Origin of the sequence: Kitasatospora sp. NPDC094015 (assembly GCF_040304075.1) — a bacterium.
GTDB lineage: Bacteria > Actinomycetota > Actinomycetes > Streptomycetales > Streptomycetaceae > Kitasatospora.
Genome location: NZ_JBEOUL010000006.1, coordinates 305,047 through 319,476, shown reverse-complemented (window position 1 = coordinate 319,476; position 14,430 = coordinate 305,047). Strand labels below are relative to the sequence as shown.

Below are 14,430 nucleotides of genomic sequence, written 5' to 3'. Positions count from 1 at the left end.
GTCCTCGGTCACAGCTCGTTCATGGGGACGCGGACCCCGCGCTCGTCCGCGACCTCGACGGCGCGGTCGTAGCCGGCGTCGACGTGCCGGATGACGCCCATGCCCGGGTCGTTGGTGAGCACCCGGCGGATCTTCTCGCCCGCCAGCGCGGTGCCGTCGGCCACCGTGACCTGGCCGGCGTGGATCGAGCGGCCGATGCCGACACCGCCGCCGTGGTGGATGGAGACCCAGGAGGCGCCGGAGGCGACGTTGACCATCGCGTTGATCAGCGGCCAGTCGGCGATCGCGTCCGAGCCGTCCAGCATGGACTCGGTCTCGCGGTACGGGGAGGCCACCGAGCCGCAGTCCAGGTGGTCGCGGCCGATCACGATCGGGGCGGACAGCTCGCCGCGCGCGACCATGTCGTTGAAGCGCTCGCCGGCCTTGTCGCGCTCGCCGTAGCCGAGCCAGCAGATCCGCGCCGGCAGGCCCTGGAAGTGCACCTTCTCCTGGGCCATCTTGATCCAGCGGTGCAGCGACTCGTTCTCCGGGAAGAGGTCGAGCACGGCCTTGTCGGTCTTGTAGATGTCCTGCGCGTCGCCGGACAGCGCGGCCCAGCGGAACGGGCCCTTGCCCTCGCAGAACAGCGGCCGGATGTACGCCGGCACGAAGCCGGGGAAGTCGAACGCCCGCTCGTAGCCGGCCAGCTGGGCCTCGCCGCGGATCGAGTTGCCGTAGTCGAAGACCTCGGCGCCCTTGTCCTGGAAGCCGACCATCGCCTCCACGTGGCGGGCCATCGACTCACGGGCGCGGCGGGTGAAGTCGGCCGGCTCGGCGGCCGCGTAGGAGGCCATGTCGTCGAAGTCGACGCCGATCGGCAGGTAGCTGAGCGGGTCGTGCGCGCTGGTCTGGTCGGTGACGATGTCGATCGGCGCGTCCATCGCGAGCAGCTGCGGGAACAGCTCGGCGGCGTTGCCCAGCAGGCCGATGGAGAGCGGCTGCTTCTTGTCGCGGGCGGCGACGGCCAGCTCCAGCGCGTGGTCGAGGTTCTTGGCCTCGACGTCCAGGTAGCGGTGCTCGATCCGGCGGGAGATCCGGGACGGGTCGCAGTCGATGCAGATCGCCACGCCGCCGTTCATGGTGACGGCCAGCGGCTGGGCGCCGCCCATGCCGCCGAGGCCGGCGGTGAGGGTGATGGTGCCCTCGAGGGTGTCGTTGAACTTCTTGGCCGCGACGGCGCCGAAGGTCTCGTAGGTGCCCTGCAGGATGCCCTGGGTGCCGATGTAGATCCACGAACCGGCGGTCATCTGGCCGTACATGGTGAGCCCGAGGCTCTCCAGCCGGCGGAACTCCTCCCAGTTGGCCCAGTCGCCGACCAGGTTGGAGTTGGCGATCAGCACCCGCGGCGCCCACTCGTGCGTCTGCATGACGCCGACCGGGCGGCCGGACTGGACCAGCATGGTCTCGTCCTGCTTCAGGGTCTGCAGGGTGCGCACCATCGCGTCGAACGAGCGCCAGTCGCGGGCCGCCTTGCCGGTGCCGCCGTAGACGACCAGCTTGGACGGGTGCTCGGCCACCTCGGGGTCGAGGTTGTTCATGAGCATCCGCAGGGCGGCCTCCTGCTGCCACCCCTGCGTGGTCAGGTTCGTCCCGCGCGCCGCGCGGACCTCGCGCGGACCACTGCCCGTCTGCTGCTGCACCATGCTGCCGGCCTCTCTGCGGATGGATTCATTCAGGCTTACCTGGTCTGAATATATCCAATCAATCCGCGGTCGGCCAGAGCCCCGCCCATGGACATTCGTCCAGGGATGTGCGGGGTCCCGCGCGGCGCAGGGCGGTCCGCGGCGCGCGGGTGGGGGTCAGGCCGCCGCGTCGCCGTCCCAGTCGATGCCGATCTCGGCCAGCCAGCGGCGGTCGTCCGCACCGAGCTGCTCGGCCCGCACCGGGCGCTCGGCGCTGTCGGGGCCGGCGGGCGCGGGGCCGGCCGGCCGCGGCGGGCGCGGGATCTCCCGGATCGGGCCCAGGCCGTACTTCTCGGCCACGCCGGCCGAGGCGTCGGGGTCGATCACGCCGACGTGCACGGCCGTCTCGTCGCCGGGCTCCAGGACCACCAGGTCCGGTTCGGGCGGCTGCTTGAGCGAGATCCGGCGACCGCAGGTCGGGCAGGACCATTCGTCCGCCCCCGAGGCGAGCCGGCCGGTCAGTCTCATCTGGTGGATCGGGCCCATCGCTGCCACCCCCGTCCGGCCCTGGCGCCAGGGCCTGCAGAAGGGATGCCCGCTGCACGGCGCCGGCCAACCCGCCGACGCCAAGCTGTGGCCTGGACGGTCCCGCCCCGGCTCCGGCGCTACTCCAGGAACAGCCCGCGCGCGGTGGCCGACTGCTCGATCGCCTCCAGCCGCGCCTCGGTGCCGGGGATCTCGTCGCACATGGTCTGCAGCAGCACCCGGCCCAGCATCATCGGCGCGCAGGCGGTGTCGAAGACCAGTCCGGTGCCGACCGCCGCCGGCAGCATCAGGTCGGAGAGCTTGGCGACCGGCGCGAAGGCGCTGTCCGCCACCGTCAGCACGGTCAGCCCGCAGTCCCGGGCCACCGTGAGCGCGTCCATCAGCTCGCGCGGGTAGCGCGGCAGCGCGAAGCACAGCAGGGCGGAGGCGCCGGCGAAGGCCGCCTGCTCGATCCGGTCGGCCAGCATCGAGCCGCCCTCGTCCAGCAGCCGCACGTCGGGGTGCACCTTGGCGGCGAAGTACGCGAACCCGCGGGCCTGCGCGGAGGCGGCCCGGAGCCCGAGCACCGGCAGCGGCCGGGAGGCGGCCAGCAGCCGGGCCGCGCGGACGATCGGCTCCGGGTCGGCGAGCAGCGCGGCCAGGTGCCGCAGGTGCTCGATCTCGGCCAGCACGGCCTGCTGGTGCTCGTTGCGCACCACCTCGGCCGGGGTCTCGGGGGCGGCGCCCTCGCCGGCGCCGAGCTCGCGCAGCTGCTTGCGCAGCGCCGGGTAGCCGTCGTAGCCGAGCGCCACCGCGAAGCGGGTGACGGAGGGCTGGCTGACGCCGGCCAGCTCGGCCACCTCCACGCTGGACAGGAACGGGGCCTCGGTGGCGTGCCGGACCAGCGAGTGGGCGATCCGGCGCTGCGTCGGCGTCAGCCGGTGGCCCTCGAAGAGCTGCAACAGGCGGGCGGACGGGCCCACGGCGCCGTTCTCCTCCGGGGCGGTCATCGGCGGTACCTCCGAGATCGGGTTCTGGCGCCCACCGCTGGCGGCGGCGGCAGGGACGACTGTGGCGCAGTCCCGTCAGGTGGGCAACGGTGTTTCGGACTGCGGGACGGGCCGATCCTCGGGGTGACCCTGACTTCCCCCTGAACCTTCCCCGAAATCCTGGCCTCCGGCTGGTCTTTCCGCTCTCCCGGCCCCGACCATGGTCCCCATGGACACTTCCCAGGACGAGCTGCGCCGTGACCTCGACGCCGCCGTGCAGACCCGCAAGGAACTGGGCAAGGAGTACGAGTCGGAGATCGTCGACTCCTTCCTCGCCCGGCTCGACTCCCGGCTCGACGCCCGGGTCGAACAGCGGGTCGCGGAACGGCTGGAGCGGTCGGGCGGGGGTCCGAGCGGGGCCCGGGGGCGCGGCGGGCGCCTCGGGCTGAGCATCGTCTCACTGGTGATGGGCATCCCGCTGACCGCCATCGCCTCCGAGAGCGCCGGGCCCACCGGCCTGGTCGTCTGCTGGCTCGGCATCGTCGGGGTCAACGTGGCCGCCGCGCTGGGCGACCGCCGGTCCGGCCGGGAGCTGCCCCGCGGTGCCCGGAGCGACTGGACCTGACGGCCCCTCGCCCCGGGCACCGGACGGGTCAGGCCAGCGGGCCGGTGACCCGCTCGACGGCGTCGACCAGGTCACCGGAGGCGACCAGGACGTGCGCGGCCTCCAGGTCGGGCGACAGGAAGCGGTCCCGGCCGGGGCCCTGCACGCCGGCCTCGCGGGCGGCGGCGATCGCCGCGGCGGTGGCCGGCGCCAACTGGCCGCTGCCGCCGTCGGCCCGGATCTCCAGCGCGCGGGCCGAGGCGAGCAGCTCGACGGCCAGCACCCGGGCGAGGTTGTCCACGGCCTGGCGGAGCTTGCGCGCGGCCGACCAGCCCATCGAGACGTGGTCCTCCTGCATCGCGGAGGACGGGATCGAGTCGACCGAGGCCGGCACGGCGAGCCGCTTGTTCTCGCTGACCAGGGCGGCCTGGGTGTACTGGGCGATCATCAGGCCGGAGTCCACGCCGGGGTCGTCGGCCAGGAAGGCCGGCAGGCCGTGCGAGCGGGCCTTGTCCAGCAGCCGGTCGGTGCGGCGCTCGGAGATCGAGGCCAGGTCGGCGGCGGCGATGGCGAGGAAGTCCAGCACGTAGGCGACCGGGGCGCCGTGGAAGTTGCCGTTGGACTCGACCCGACCGTCGGGCAGCACCACCGGGTTGTCGACCGAGGCGGCCAGCTCGCGCGAGGCGACCAGCTGGGCGTGCGCGAGGGTGTCGCGGCCGGCGCCGGCCACCTGCGGGGCGCAGCGGATCGAGTACGCGTCCTGGACCCGCGGCGCGTCGTCCTGGTGGTGGCCGGTCAGGCCGGAGCCCTTGAGCACGGCGAGCATGTTGGCGGCGCTGAGCGCCTGGCCCGGGTGCGGGCGGATCGCGGAGTGCAGCTCGGGGGCGAGCACCCGGTCGGTGCCGAGCAGCGCCTCCAGGCTCATCGCGGCGGTGATGTCGGCGGTGGTGAACAGGCGGGAGAGGTCGGCGATCGCCATCACCAGCATGCCGAGCATGCCGTCGGTGCCGTTGATGAGGGCCAGGCCCTCCTTCTCCAGCAGCTCGACCGGCTCGATGCCGGCCTCGGCGAGCAGCTCGCCGGCCGGGCGCTCGACGCCGTCGGGGCCGTACGCGACGCCCTCGCCCATCAGCACCAGCGCGCAGTGCGAGAGCGGCGCGAGGTCGCCGGAGCAGCCGAGCGAGCCGAACTCGCGCACCACGGGGGTGATGCCGGCGTTGAGGATGGCGGCCATCGTGTGGGCGACCAGCGGGCGCACGCCGGTGCGGCCGGAGGCCAGGGTCTTCATCCGCAGGAACATCAGCGCGCGGACCACCTCGCGCTCGACGGCCGGGCCCATCCCGGCGGCGTGCGAGCGGACCAGCGAGCGCTGCAGCTGGGCGCGCAGCTCGGGGCTGATGTGGCGGACGGCGAGCGCGCCGAAGCCGGTCGAGACGCCGTAGACCGGGCGCGGTTCGGCGGCGAGGGCCTCGATCGTGGCGCGGGCAGCGGCCATCTCGGCCTGCGCGTCCGGGCCGATCTCGACCCGGGCGTTGCCGCGCGCGACGGCGAGCACGTCCTCGGCACTGACGTCGGCCTTGCCGACCTGGATCACGGGGGCATCGGCGGCCACAGCACTGTGCATATCCATATGCACAATCAGATCAGGTGAATGAGGATATGACAACCGTCCGGGGCGACACTCGAGGGTCAGGTGTGGCGCAGGTCACCCGAGCGGCGGGCGGGACCGGCCCGGGGGCACCCCCGGCCGGGTCGATTTCCCGACCGGGCGGGGCGTGGCGCAAGCTGGGGCGGGGCGGAGATGCGGAGGCGACAGGGCGATGGCGCGGGCGACGGTACGACGGCGGGTGATACGGCTGGCGGGCGCGGAGCAGTCGGCCCGCCCGGATTCGCTGGCGGCGGAGGAGCCGCTGGAGATCAGGCTGGGCGGCGAACCGCTGACGGTGACCATGCGCACCCCCGGCCACGACTTCGACCTGGTGGCCGGCTTCCTGGTCGGCGAGGGCCTGGTGCACCGCGGCGAGCAGCTGGCCGCGCTGCGCTACTGCGCCGGCACCGACGCCGAGGGCGCCAACACCTACAACGTGGTCGACGCGACCGTCCGCGGCGGCGCCGTCCCGCTGTCCGCCCACCGCAACCTGCTCACCACCAGCGCCTGCGGCCTGTGCGGCCGGGACACCGTGGAGGCGGTCCGCACGCACAGCCACTGGCCGGTGGCGCAGGACGGCCTGAAGGTGCGCCAGCAACTGCTGTACGAGCTGCCGGACCGGCTCCGGGCCGCCCAGCGGACCTTCGAGTCGACCGGCGGCCTGCACGCGGCCGGCCTGTTCGACGCCGACGGCGGGCTGCTCTGCGCCCGCGAGGACGTCGGCCGGCACAACGCGGTGGACAAGGTGATCGGCTGGGCGCTGCGGGAGGGCCGGCTCCCGCTGACCGGGCACATGCTGCTGGTCAGCGGGCGGGCCTCGTTCGAGCTGACCCAGAAGGCGGCGCTGGCGGGCATCCCGCTGCTGGCCGCCGTCTCGGCACCGTCCTCGCTCGCGGTGGACCTGGCCGAGGAGCTCGGGCTGACCCTGGTCGGCTTCCTGCGCGGGCAGGGCGGCAACGTCTACACCCGGGCCGACCGGATCGGCTGACGGGCCGGGGCGCGGGGCCCAAGGGCCGGCGGCGCTCAGGGCCAGCGGGGCTCAAGGGCCGACGGCGCTCAGGCCCGGCGGCGGGAGCGGCGGAGCAGCCACAGGCCCAGCACCAGCAGCGGGACGGCGATCACCAGCACCAGCACGATCAGGACGACCCCGAGGATCCCGGCGAAGAAGCCGCCCTTCTTCTTTTTCTTCAGCTTGCTCTTGGCCAGCTCGGTCCCGGTCGCCGTGCCGGCGCGCGGGGCGGCCGCCACCGTGGCGGCCACGGTGGCCGCGGCGGGCGCACCGACCGCCGCCTGCCGCGCTGCTGCCGGAGCTGCCACCACCGTCGGAGCCGCCCCGGCCGGGGCGGCGGCCACCGAGAGCCCGCCGAACGCCAGCGCCGCGGACAGGGCCACACTCGCCCAGCGAGTCGTCGTCACGTCAACCTCCCGGGTTCCGGCGGGGATCCGCCGCGGCCGATCGGCTCGGCCTGCGACCGCTCGGCTTCCTCGCCGGGCCCGGCGGCAAACCTGGCCGGCTCAGGAACGCCGGGTGCTCCGGCGGATCAGCCACACCACCAGGGCGATCGCCAGGATCACCAGGATCGCCACCACCAGGAAGCCGATCAGGCCGCCCTTGGACTTCTTCTTCGACTTGCTCTTGCTCTTGGCCAGCTGGGTGGCGGCCTGCGCCCGCTGCCCGGTCGGCGCCTGGGCCTGCGCGCCGACCGCCGGCGCCGCGGCGGGCGCCTGCTGCACGGCCGCGACCGTGGCGGTGCGCGGCGCGGCCGCCGCCGTACCGGTGGCCAGCGTGGCGCCGCCGCCCGCCAGCGCCAGGGCGAGCAGTACCCCTGCCAGACGTGTTCTCATCTGCCCAACCTCGTTCCCCGCCCGGCCCCCATGGCCTGCGACCGGCTCACTGTGGCAGGCCCCGGCCGCGGTCGACAGGGGGGAGGGGAGGCCCGTTCCCAGACTGTGACGGTGTAACGGCAGTGCGTCACCCGGCCGCTTCGGCCTCGGCCACGGCCTCGGCGCGCGCGGTGACGGCGGCCAGCACCCGGGCGGCCGCGGCCAGGTCCTCGGCCGGCAGGTCGCCGTACAGCCGCGCGGTCAGCCCGGCCACCTCGGCCCGGATCTCCTCCTGCCGTGCCCGGCCGCGAGAGGTGAGCGCGAGGCGGTCCGGCTCGCCGGGCGGCTCGGCGAGCAGCCCGTCGGCGGTCAGGCCGGCGAGGGCGGCGAGCACCACCGGCGGGTCGACCTTCAGGCCCCCGGTCAGCCGGGCGACCAGGTGCTCGCGGGTGGCCGAACCCCCTTGGTCCGCCGTCGCGTTGAGCGCCAGCGACTGGTGGAAGGTGAGGCCGGAGCGGGCCAGCCGGCGCTCCAGCAGGACGCGGGTGGCGTAGTGCGCGCGGCCGATGATCTGGCCGTTGAGCTGCGGTGCGGCAGGCGGCGCGGTGGGCAGTGCGGTGGGCAGTGCGGTGGTCATGACCTACTCCTCGTTCGTCGTGGTGGGGCCGCTCGGAAGGTCGAGCGGCACGTCCAGCAGGGCCGTGAGGTCGGCGACGAAGGCCTCGGCGCGCTCGCCGGACCGGCCGCCGAGCGGCTCCATCAGCCGGTCGACCAGCTCGCGCACCACCGTGATCGCCCGGCCGGTGACCTCCCGCCCCTCGGCGGTCAGCGACAGCTGGACGGCCCGGGTGTCGGCCGGATCGGCGACCCGCTCCACCAGCCCGGCCGCCGCCAGCGCACGGGCCAGCTTGGAGACGTACAGCGGCTCCAGGCCGACGTGGTCGGCGAGTTGGCGCTGACTCGGCCCGGCGCCGGCCCGGCGCATGCCGTGCAGCGAGGCCAGCAGCGTGTACTGGGCATGGGTCAGCCCCAGCGGGGCGAGGGCCCGGTCGACGGCCACCCGCCACTTGGTGGACAGCCGCCAGACCAGGAAGCCGGGGGTCGGGCCCTCGGTGGATGCGCTCATACGAGATACAGTACATGGCTATTAAGTACATGGCTAGCATCTACGCCCGCCGCGACAGCGGAGGCCAAGGGCCCAGGGCCGGGTCAGCCGGGGGGCGGCGAGGCGGGCCCCGCGAGGGCGACCGCGACCAGCGCGCGCAGGGCGGAGGCGACCTGCCCGAGCGGGAGGGTGGAGTCGTCCGCGAACAGCTCCACCAGCCAGCCGCCGGCCGGGTTGGCGCCACCCGCGGCGACCATCCCCCGGTAGCCGCTGACCACCATCACGGCCTCCTCCGCCGGGTCGTTCCCGGACGCCCCGGCGCGCAGCGAGAACGCGCCGCCGCGCACCGCCCGCAGCGTGGTCGGGTAGTGGCCGAGGTCGAACACCGCGTCCGGGGCCTCGATCTGGGCCCGCTGGGTCTGCGCCTTGTTGCCGCTCGGCCCGCTGGTCATCCGGTACACGGCGTGCTGCGCGGTCCGCATCAGCTGGGAGCCCGGCGGCACGTACGAGATCCACCAGCCGACCGCGTTCAGCAGCCGGGCCGAGGTCTCCGCCACCGTGGCCAGCCGGGCCAGGGTGTCGGCGGGGTGGCTGCTGCGCCGCTCGCTGCCCTGGTCGAGGGCGGCGAGCACGGCGGCGAGCAGCTGGCCCGGGTCGGCGCTGTGCGCGGCGCCCCGGAACCGGCGGCGGTCGTGGTTGCCGAGCCGCCCGCCGCTCTGGCCGGGCTTGCGGCCGTCCGCGCGGTGGTGCGGATCGGCGGCGTCGGCCAGCAGCACGGTCGGGTCGGGGGCGAGCCCCGGCCCGTGGCTGCGGCCGGCCACCACCGGATGGGCGGCCCGGGCCGCCTTGGCCCGGTACTGCGCGGCGTCGGCGAGCCGGAACAGCCGGTCGGGGGTGGTGACCGGGCCGATCGAGTCGCCGGTGGAGGCGACCCCGCAGGCCACCCCCTCGCCCTCGGTCAGCTCCAGCGCCCTGGTGCACAGCTCCTCGGCGACCGCGACCACCTCGTCGGCCTTCTGCCCCTCGGCGAGCAGGCAGAACTCGTCGCCGCCGAGCCGGGCGGCGAGGCTGCCCGGCAGCCGGGCGGCGGAGAGCGAGAGCTGCTGGGCGAACCGTTCCAGCAGCCGGTCGCCCATCTCGTGCCCGAGCTCGTCGTTGACCCGCTTGAGTCCGTTGACGTCGCAGACCACCAGACTGACCACGGTGTTGTCGCGGTTGTGGGCCTTCAGCGCGCTCTCCAGCCGGGCGTCCACCGCGCGGCGGTTGGCCAGGCCCGTCAGGCCGTCGGTGAAGGCCAGCCGGCGCAGGTCCGCGACCCGCTCGGTCTGGGCCAGACCGGCCGAGATCTGCGCGGCCAACAGGGTGGCGTAGTCGGCGTCCGCGTCGGCGAACACCGGCAGCCCCACCGCCCGGGCGAGGTAGAGCTCCCCCCAGGCCCGGCCGTGCAGCGCGATCGGGGCCACCAGGCAGCAGGCCCGGCCGCGGCGGCGCAGCCCGGCGCTGCGCTGCTGGCCGAAGGCGCCGGCCGCCGGGTGCGGGTCGGCGGTGTGCGGCGGGTGGTCCTCGGCGGTCTGCACCCAGGCGCGGGGCAGCCGGCCGGTGCTCCAGTGCTCCTCCAGGTAGCTGACGATCTCCGGGAAGTCGGCGACCGGGTACGACTCGTCCTCCGGCAGCTCCTCCTCGCCGGCCGCCAGGTCGCCGTGGTTGACCAGCACCCGCAGCCGGCCCGACTCGCGGTCCCAGACCGAGACGGCGGCCATGGTCGCGGACAGCGCGCCGGTGGCGCGCACCGCGGCGGCGCGGACCGCCTCCAGCGGGGTGAGCGCCCCGGCCATGTCCTGGGCGAGTTCGACCACCGCCTGGAGCCGCAGGTCGGGGGCGGGCTCGGGGTGGGAACAGCCGTTGGTCATGGTCGCCTCGCCACTCACGGATCGCCTCGTCCCTCGCCGCGGGTCCAGTCCTGGATCAAGACTATGGCGGCACACGAGTGCTATGCCCGATTTGTCAAGGTCAATCCCCGCGAACGGGGGGAGGCTCCCCCGGGGCGGGCGAGCCGGTCAGCCCAGCCGGCCCGGGCGGGCCAGCATCCACGGCTCGACCAGGCCGAGCCCGCGCACCGGCCGGCGCCACATCGGCTGCAGGTGGAAGCGGTGCTCCCCGGGCCCGGGGACCGGCCCGTCCGGCGCGGCGTCCTCCCGGGTGACCGGCGGGGCGGCCCCGATCTGCTCCAGCGCGGTGGCCATCTCCCCGTCGACCAGTACCGCGTCGCGCGGCGCGATCGAGGTCAGCCGGCTGGCCAGGTTGACGGTGGTGCCGAACACGTCGCCCATCCGGGAGGTGACGGTGCCGAAGGCCATCCCGACCCGCAGCGCGGGCATGGTGTCCTCCTTGGCCAGCGTCTCGACCAGGCTGAGCGCGATCTCGGCGGCGGTGCCCGGGTCCTCGGAGACGTAGAGGATCTCGTCGCCCAGGGTCTTGATCACCCGGCCGCCCTGGCCGGCGATCAGGTCGGAGCAGGTGTTCTCGAAGGTCTCGACCAGCTCGCCGAGCTCCTCCTCCTCCAGCCGGCGGGAGAGCCGGGTGAAGCCCACCAGGTCGGCGAAGCCGACGGCGAGGCGCCCGCTGGTCATCTCGGTGTCCTCGGCGGCCTGCACCACCCGGCCGGTGACGGCGGCCAGCTGCCGGCGCCACACGTAGACCAGGAACTGCTCCAGCTCCGGCAGCAGCAGCTCGACCAGCGGGTAGGCCACGTCCGCCCGGGTCATCCCGGGCTCGACGGCCTGGGTGAGGTTCTCCAGGAAGGTGTCCATCTGCCAGCCGGCCAGCCGCGCCGTGGTCTGGCCGGTCGAGCGGGCCACCTGGATCGCCATCGGCTCGCTGAGCAGGCCGGACTCCACCAGACCGGCCAGCCGGCGCAGGGCGATCACGTCGCTCTCGGTCAGGGCCCGGGACTGGCCGATGTCGGGGAAGCCCATCGCCCGCCAGAAGCGGGTGGCCAGTTCCATCGGCACGTCGGCGGCGCGGGCCGCCTGGTACGGGGTGTAGCGGCGGGGCGCGTCCAGGATCAGCCGCTCCAGGTCGAGCGCGACCGTCTGGTCGTCGTCGTCCTCCTGCCCGCCACCGCCGCCGCTCTCGTCTGCCACCGATCCGTCCCCGTGCGGTCGCCGCACTTGCCTCATGTCCTGCCTGTCCAGGGGCGCGCGACCACCTCTCGGGTAGTGGCGCGCCTCACACCGCTGCCAGGTGGAATGGTCGCACGGAATTGCAGGGCATGTCTCCTGAGCTGTACCGACGGCCGGGCCACCGCGCGTGTCCCCGGTGGTCGGCCGGTCAGACCGGCTCGGGACGCACGTGCACCACGTCGCCGGCCGCCACCGGGTGCCGGGCGCCGTCGGCGGTGCGCACCACCAGGCGCCCGTCACCGTCCACCGCGACCGCCTCGCCGCGCAGCTCGCGCTCGCCCGGCAGCTGCACCAGGACCTGCCGTCCGAGGGTGCCGCACAGCGCGGTGTAGGCCGGCAGCAGGCCGCTGGCGTGCGGGTCGCCCGCCGCCGCGGTCCACTCCCGGTACAGCCCGGCGAACTCGCGCAGCAGCGCCCGCAGCAGGGTCTGCCGGTCGGTGACGGCGGCCCCGGCCAGCGCCAGCGAGGTGGCCGCCGGCACCGGCAGCTCGGCCTCGCGCAGCGAGACGTTGATCCCGAGACCGACCACCACCGCGCCGTCGGCCAGCTCGGCCAGGATGCCGCCGACCTTGCGCTCGGCCCCGTCCACGGTCACCAGCAGGTCGTTGGGCCACTTCAAGGAGGTCGACGCCACCTCCGCCACCCGGGACAGCACCGAGGCGGCCGCCACCCCGGTCAGGATCGGCAGCCAGCCGTAGCGCTCGACCGGCACCCCCGCGGGCCGCAGCAGCACCGACAGGAAGAGGCCGGAGCGGGCGGGCGCGGACCACTGCCGGTCCAGCCGGCCGCGCCCGGCGCTCTGCTCCTCGGCGATCAGCACGCTGCCCTCCGGGTCCCCCTGCTTGGCCCGGGCGGCCAGGTCGCTGTTGGTCGAACCGGTGCCGGTCACCACCTCCAGGGAGGTCCACAGCCCGCCCGGCACCACCAGGTCGCGGCGCAGCGCGGCGGCGTCCAGCGGCGGGCGGTCGAGATCGGTCCACGGGGAGGGTCCGGCGTGGCCGAAGCCACGCAGTCCGCTGCGGCGGGGAGGGGTGGGGCCGGTGGGCTCGCTGGGCTCGGTCACCGGGCCAGCGTACCGACGGGGTGTCAGCCGCCCGCCGAGGTGACGGGGGCGCGCCGGGCCCGGCGCCGGCACCCGGCCGTAAGCCGCCCCATCATCGCGCAGAACGCCGCCGGACACACTGTGTCGCCTGCCATAACCGGAACGGCCCGGGGCTGGCTACGCTACTCAACGGTAGTTCGCAGCGCCGCCCTGCCCGGAGTCCACCCCTGCGTCAGGCCGCGGCCCATGGACCAGGGAGAGCCACCGGATGACCGAGGCCCCGTACGACCCGCACACCACCGCCGGCAAGCTGGCGGACCTGCGGCGCAGGCTCGACGAGGCGGTGCACTCCGGCTCCGCCGCCGCCGTCGAGAAGCAGCACGCCAAGGGCAAGCTGACGGCCCGTGAGCGGATCGTCGAGCTGCTGGACGAGGACTCCTTCGTGGAGTTCGACGAGTTCGCCCGGCACCGCTCCACCAATTTCGGCCAGGAGAAGAACCGGCCCTACGGCGACGGCGTGGTGACCGGCTACGGCACCGTGGACGGCCGCCAGGTCGCGGTCTTCGCGCAGGACTTCACGGTCTTCGGCGGTTCGCTGGGCGAGGTGTTCGGCGAGAAGATCGTCAAGGTGATGGACTTCGCGCTGAAGACCGGCTGCCCGATGATCGGCATCAACGACTCCGGCGGCGCGCGGATCCAGGAGGGCGTGGTCTCGCTCGGCCTGTACGGCGAGATCTTCCGCCGCAACGTGCACGCCTCGGGCGTGATCCCGCAGATCTCGCTGATCATGGGCCCCTGCGCGGGCGGCGCGGTCTACTCCCCCGCCGTCACCGACTTCGTGGTGATGGCCGACCAGACCTCGCACATGTTCATCACCGGGCCGGACGTGATCAAGACCGTCACCGGCGAGGACGTCGGCATGGAGGAGCTGGGCGGCGCCCGGACCCACAACACCAAGTCCGGCAACGCGCACTACCTGGCCGCCGACGAGAAGGAGGCGATCGAGTACGTCAAGAACCTGCTGTCGTACCTGCCCTCCAACAACCTCTCGGACCCGCCGGTGGTCCCCGAGCAGGCCGACCTGGCCGTCTCGGACGAGGACCTGGAGCTCGACACCCTGGTGCCCGACTCGGCGAACCAGCCGTACGACATGCACACCGTGATCGAGCACGTGCTGGACGACGGCGAGTTCCTGGAGGTCCAGGGGCTGTACGCGGGCAACATCCTGACCGGCTTCGGCCGGGTCGAGGGCCACCCGGTGGGCATCGTCGGCAACCAGCCGATGAACCTCGCCGGCTGCCTGGACATCGCCGCCAGCGAGAAGGCGGCCCGGTTCGTGCGCACCTGCGACGCCTTCAACATCCCGGTGCTGACCTTCGTCGACGTGCCCGGCTTCCTGCCCGGCACCGGCCAGGAGTGGGACGGCATCATCCGCCGCGGCGCCAAGCTGATCTACGCCTACGCCGAGGCCACCGTGCCGCTGATCACCGTGATCACCCGCAAGGCCTTCGGCGGGGCGTACGACGTGATGGGCTCCAAGCACCTGGGCGCCGACCTCAACCTGGCCTGGCCGACCGCGCAGATCGCCGTGATGGGCGCCCAGGGCGCCGTCAACATCCTGCACCGGCGCGAGATCGCGGCGGCCGAGGACGTCGAGGCCAAGCGGGCCGAGCTGCTGGCCTCGTACGAGGACACCCTGCTCAACCCGTACCTGGCCGCCGAGCGCGGCTACGTGGACGCGGTGATCGCGCCGAGCGAGACCCGCCGGCACATCGTGCGCGGGCTGCGGGCCCTGCGCGGCAAGCGCGAGACCCTGCCGCCCAAGAAGCACGGCAACATTCCGCTGTAGG

14 protein-coding genes are annotated in these 14,430 nt (G+C 74.4%); 3 read left to right on the top strand and 11 right to left on the bottom strand.

The genetic code is table 11. The features are described from left to right. Positions 1-8 precede the first annotated feature (8 nt). The 3 genes from hutU to ABT014_RS10950 all read right to left on the bottom strand — a co-directional run bounded on the left by hutU (position 9) and on the right by ABT014_RS10950 (position 3,196). Positions 9-1,682: a urocanate hydratase gene (hutU, locus tag ABT014_RS10960; RefSeq protein WP_350638366.1), complete on the bottom strand. Its 1,674-nt coding sequence runs from the start codon at positions 1,680-1,682 to the stop codon at positions 9-11. 156 nt (positions 1,683-1,838) lie between these two features. Further along, a complete protein-coding gene (locus tag ABT014_RS10955; RefSeq protein WP_350638365.1) occupies positions 1,839-2,189 on the bottom strand; it encodes a hypothetical protein in 351 nt (116 codons plus the stop codon). Between the two features lie 137 nt (positions 2,190-2,326). Continuing rightward, complete coding sequence (locus ABT014_RS10950) at positions 2,327-3,196, bottom strand: MurR/RpiR family transcriptional regulator (protein WP_350638364.1); 870 nt, start codon at positions 3,194-3,196, stop codon at positions 2,327-2,329. A 208-nt stretch (positions 3,197-3,404) separates the two neighbouring features. Between ABT014_RS10950 and ABT014_RS10945 the strand changes: the two genes are divergently transcribed. Beyond that, the gene (locus ABT014_RS10945; protein WP_350638363.1) at positions 3,405-3,800 is read left to right on the top strand and encodes a hypothetical protein; all 396 of its coding nucleotides are present in this window, start codon (positions 3,405-3,407) and stop codon (positions 3,798-3,800) included. Between the two features lie 28 nt (positions 3,801-3,828). Here ABT014_RS10945 and hutH read toward each other — a convergent pair whose 3' ends face one another. Continuing rightward, positions 3,829-5,403 (bottom strand): histidine ammonia-lyase, encoded by a 1,575-nt coding sequence (gene hutH, locus ABT014_RS10940; protein ID WP_502894932.1) that lies wholly within the window; start codon positions 5,401-5,403, stop codon positions 3,829-3,831. Positions 5,404-5,599: 196 nt separating this feature from the next. Between hutH and fdhD the strand changes: the two genes are divergently transcribed. After that, positions 5,600-6,415 (top strand): formate dehydrogenase accessory sulfurtransferase FdhD, encoded by an 816-nt coding sequence (gene fdhD, locus ABT014_RS10935; RefSeq protein WP_350638361.1) that lies wholly within the window; start codon positions 5,600-5,602, stop codon positions 6,413-6,415. A gap of 68 nt (positions 6,416-6,483) precedes the next feature. Here the strand turns inward: fdhD and ABT014_RS10930 are convergent, their stop codons facing one another. The 7 genes from ABT014_RS10930 to ABT014_RS10900 form a co-directional block, all read right to left on the bottom strand. Next, positions 6,484-6,843: a hypothetical protein gene (locus ABT014_RS10930; protein ID WP_350638360.1), complete on the bottom strand. Its 360-nt coding sequence runs from the start codon at positions 6,841-6,843 to the stop codon at positions 6,484-6,486. Positions 6,844-6,942: 99 nt separating this feature from the next. After that, positions 6,943-7,272, bottom strand: coding sequence for a hypothetical protein (locus tag ABT014_RS10925; RefSeq protein WP_350638359.1), 330 nt, complete (start codon positions 7,270-7,272; stop codon positions 6,943-6,945). Positions 7,273-7,399: 127 nt separating this feature from the next. Next, on the bottom strand, positions 7,400-7,888 hold the full coding sequence (locus ABT014_RS10920) for a winged helix DNA-binding protein (RefSeq protein WP_350638358.1): 489 nt from the start codon (positions 7,886-7,888) through the stop codon (positions 7,400-7,402). A 3-nt stretch (positions 7,889-7,891) separates the two neighbouring features. Next, the gene (locus ABT014_RS10915; RefSeq protein WP_350638357.1) at positions 7,892-8,377 is read right to left on the bottom strand and encodes a MarR family winged helix-turn-helix transcriptional regulator; all 486 of its coding nucleotides are present in this window, start codon (positions 8,375-8,377) and stop codon (positions 7,892-7,894) included. Positions 8,378-8,460: 83 nt separating this feature from the next. Next, positions 8,461-10,284 carry a GGDEF domain-containing protein gene (locus ABT014_RS10910; protein ID WP_350638356.1) on the bottom strand — a complete coding sequence of 608 codons (1,824 nt, stop codon included), beginning with the start codon at positions 10,282-10,284 and terminating at the stop codon, positions 8,461-8,463. Between the two features lie 129 nt (positions 10,285-10,413). After that, on the bottom strand, positions 10,414-11,535 hold the full coding sequence (locus tag ABT014_RS10905; RefSeq protein WP_502894931.1) for an adenylate/guanylate cyclase domain-containing protein: 1,122 nt from the start codon (positions 11,533-11,535) through the stop codon (positions 10,414-10,416). A gap of 151 nt (positions 11,536-11,686) precedes the next feature. Next, on the bottom strand, positions 11,687-12,550 hold the full coding sequence (locus ABT014_RS10900; RefSeq protein ID WP_350638395.1) for a biotin--[acetyl-CoA-carboxylase] ligase: 864 nt from the start codon (positions 12,548-12,550) through the stop codon (positions 11,687-11,689). A 298-nt stretch (positions 12,551-12,848) separates the two neighbouring features. Here ABT014_RS10900 and ABT014_RS10895 point away from each other — a divergent pair, with 298 nt between their 5' ends. Further along, the gene (locus ABT014_RS10895) at positions 12,849-14,429 is read left to right on the top strand and encodes an acyl-CoA carboxylase subunit beta (RefSeq protein WP_350638354.1); all 1,581 of its coding nucleotides are present in this window, start codon (positions 12,849-12,851) and stop codon (positions 14,427-14,429) included. Position 14,430: the final 1 nt, after the last annotated feature.

What these genes read in the sequence shown, in the direction of transcription:
- hutH (WP_502894932.1), bottom strand. Translation starts at nt 5,403, where the DNA reads ATGCACAGTGCTGTGGCCGCCGATGCCCCCGTGATCCAGGTCGGCAAG.
- ABT014_RS10945 (WP_350638363.1), top strand. Translation starts at nt 3,405, where the DNA reads ATGGACACTTCCCAGGACGAGCTGCGCCGTGACCTCGACGCCGCCGTG.
- ABT014_RS10915 (WP_350638357.1), bottom strand. Translation starts at nt 8,377, where the DNA reads ATGAGCGCATCCACCGAGGGCCCGACCCCCGGCTTCCTGGTCTGGCGG.
- fdhD (WP_350638361.1), top strand. Translation starts at nt 5,600, where the DNA reads ATGGCGCGGGCGACGGTACGACGGCGGGTGATACGGCTGGCGGGCGCG.
- ABT014_RS10955 (WP_350638365.1), bottom strand. Translation starts at nt 2,189, where the DNA reads ATGAGACTGACCGGCCGGCTCGCCTCGGGGGCGGACGAATGGTCCTGC.
- ABT014_RS10925 (WP_350638359.1), bottom strand. Translation starts at nt 7,272, where the DNA reads ATGAGAACACGTCTGGCAGGGGTACTGCTCGCCCTGGCGCTGGCGGGC.
- ABT014_RS10920 (WP_350638358.1), bottom strand. Translation starts at nt 7,888, where the DNA reads ATGACCACCGCACTGCCCACCGCACTGCCCACCGCGCCGCCTGCCGCA.
- ABT014_RS10950 (WP_350638364.1), bottom strand. Translation starts at nt 3,196, where the DNA reads ATGACCGCCCCGGAGGAGAACGGCGCCGTGGGCCCGTCCGCCCGCCTG.
- ABT014_RS10895 (WP_350638354.1), top strand. Translation starts at nt 12,849, where the DNA reads ATGACCGAGGCCCCGTACGACCCGCACACCACCGCCGGCAAGCTGGCG.
- ABT014_RS10905 (WP_502894931.1), bottom strand. Translation starts at nt 11,535, where the DNA reads ATGAGGCAAGTGCGGCGACCGCACGGGGACGGATCGGTGGCAGACGAG.
- hutU (WP_350638366.1), bottom strand. Translation starts at nt 1,682, where the DNA reads ATGGTGCAGCAGCAGACGGGCAGTGGTCCGCGCGAGGTCCGCGCGGCG.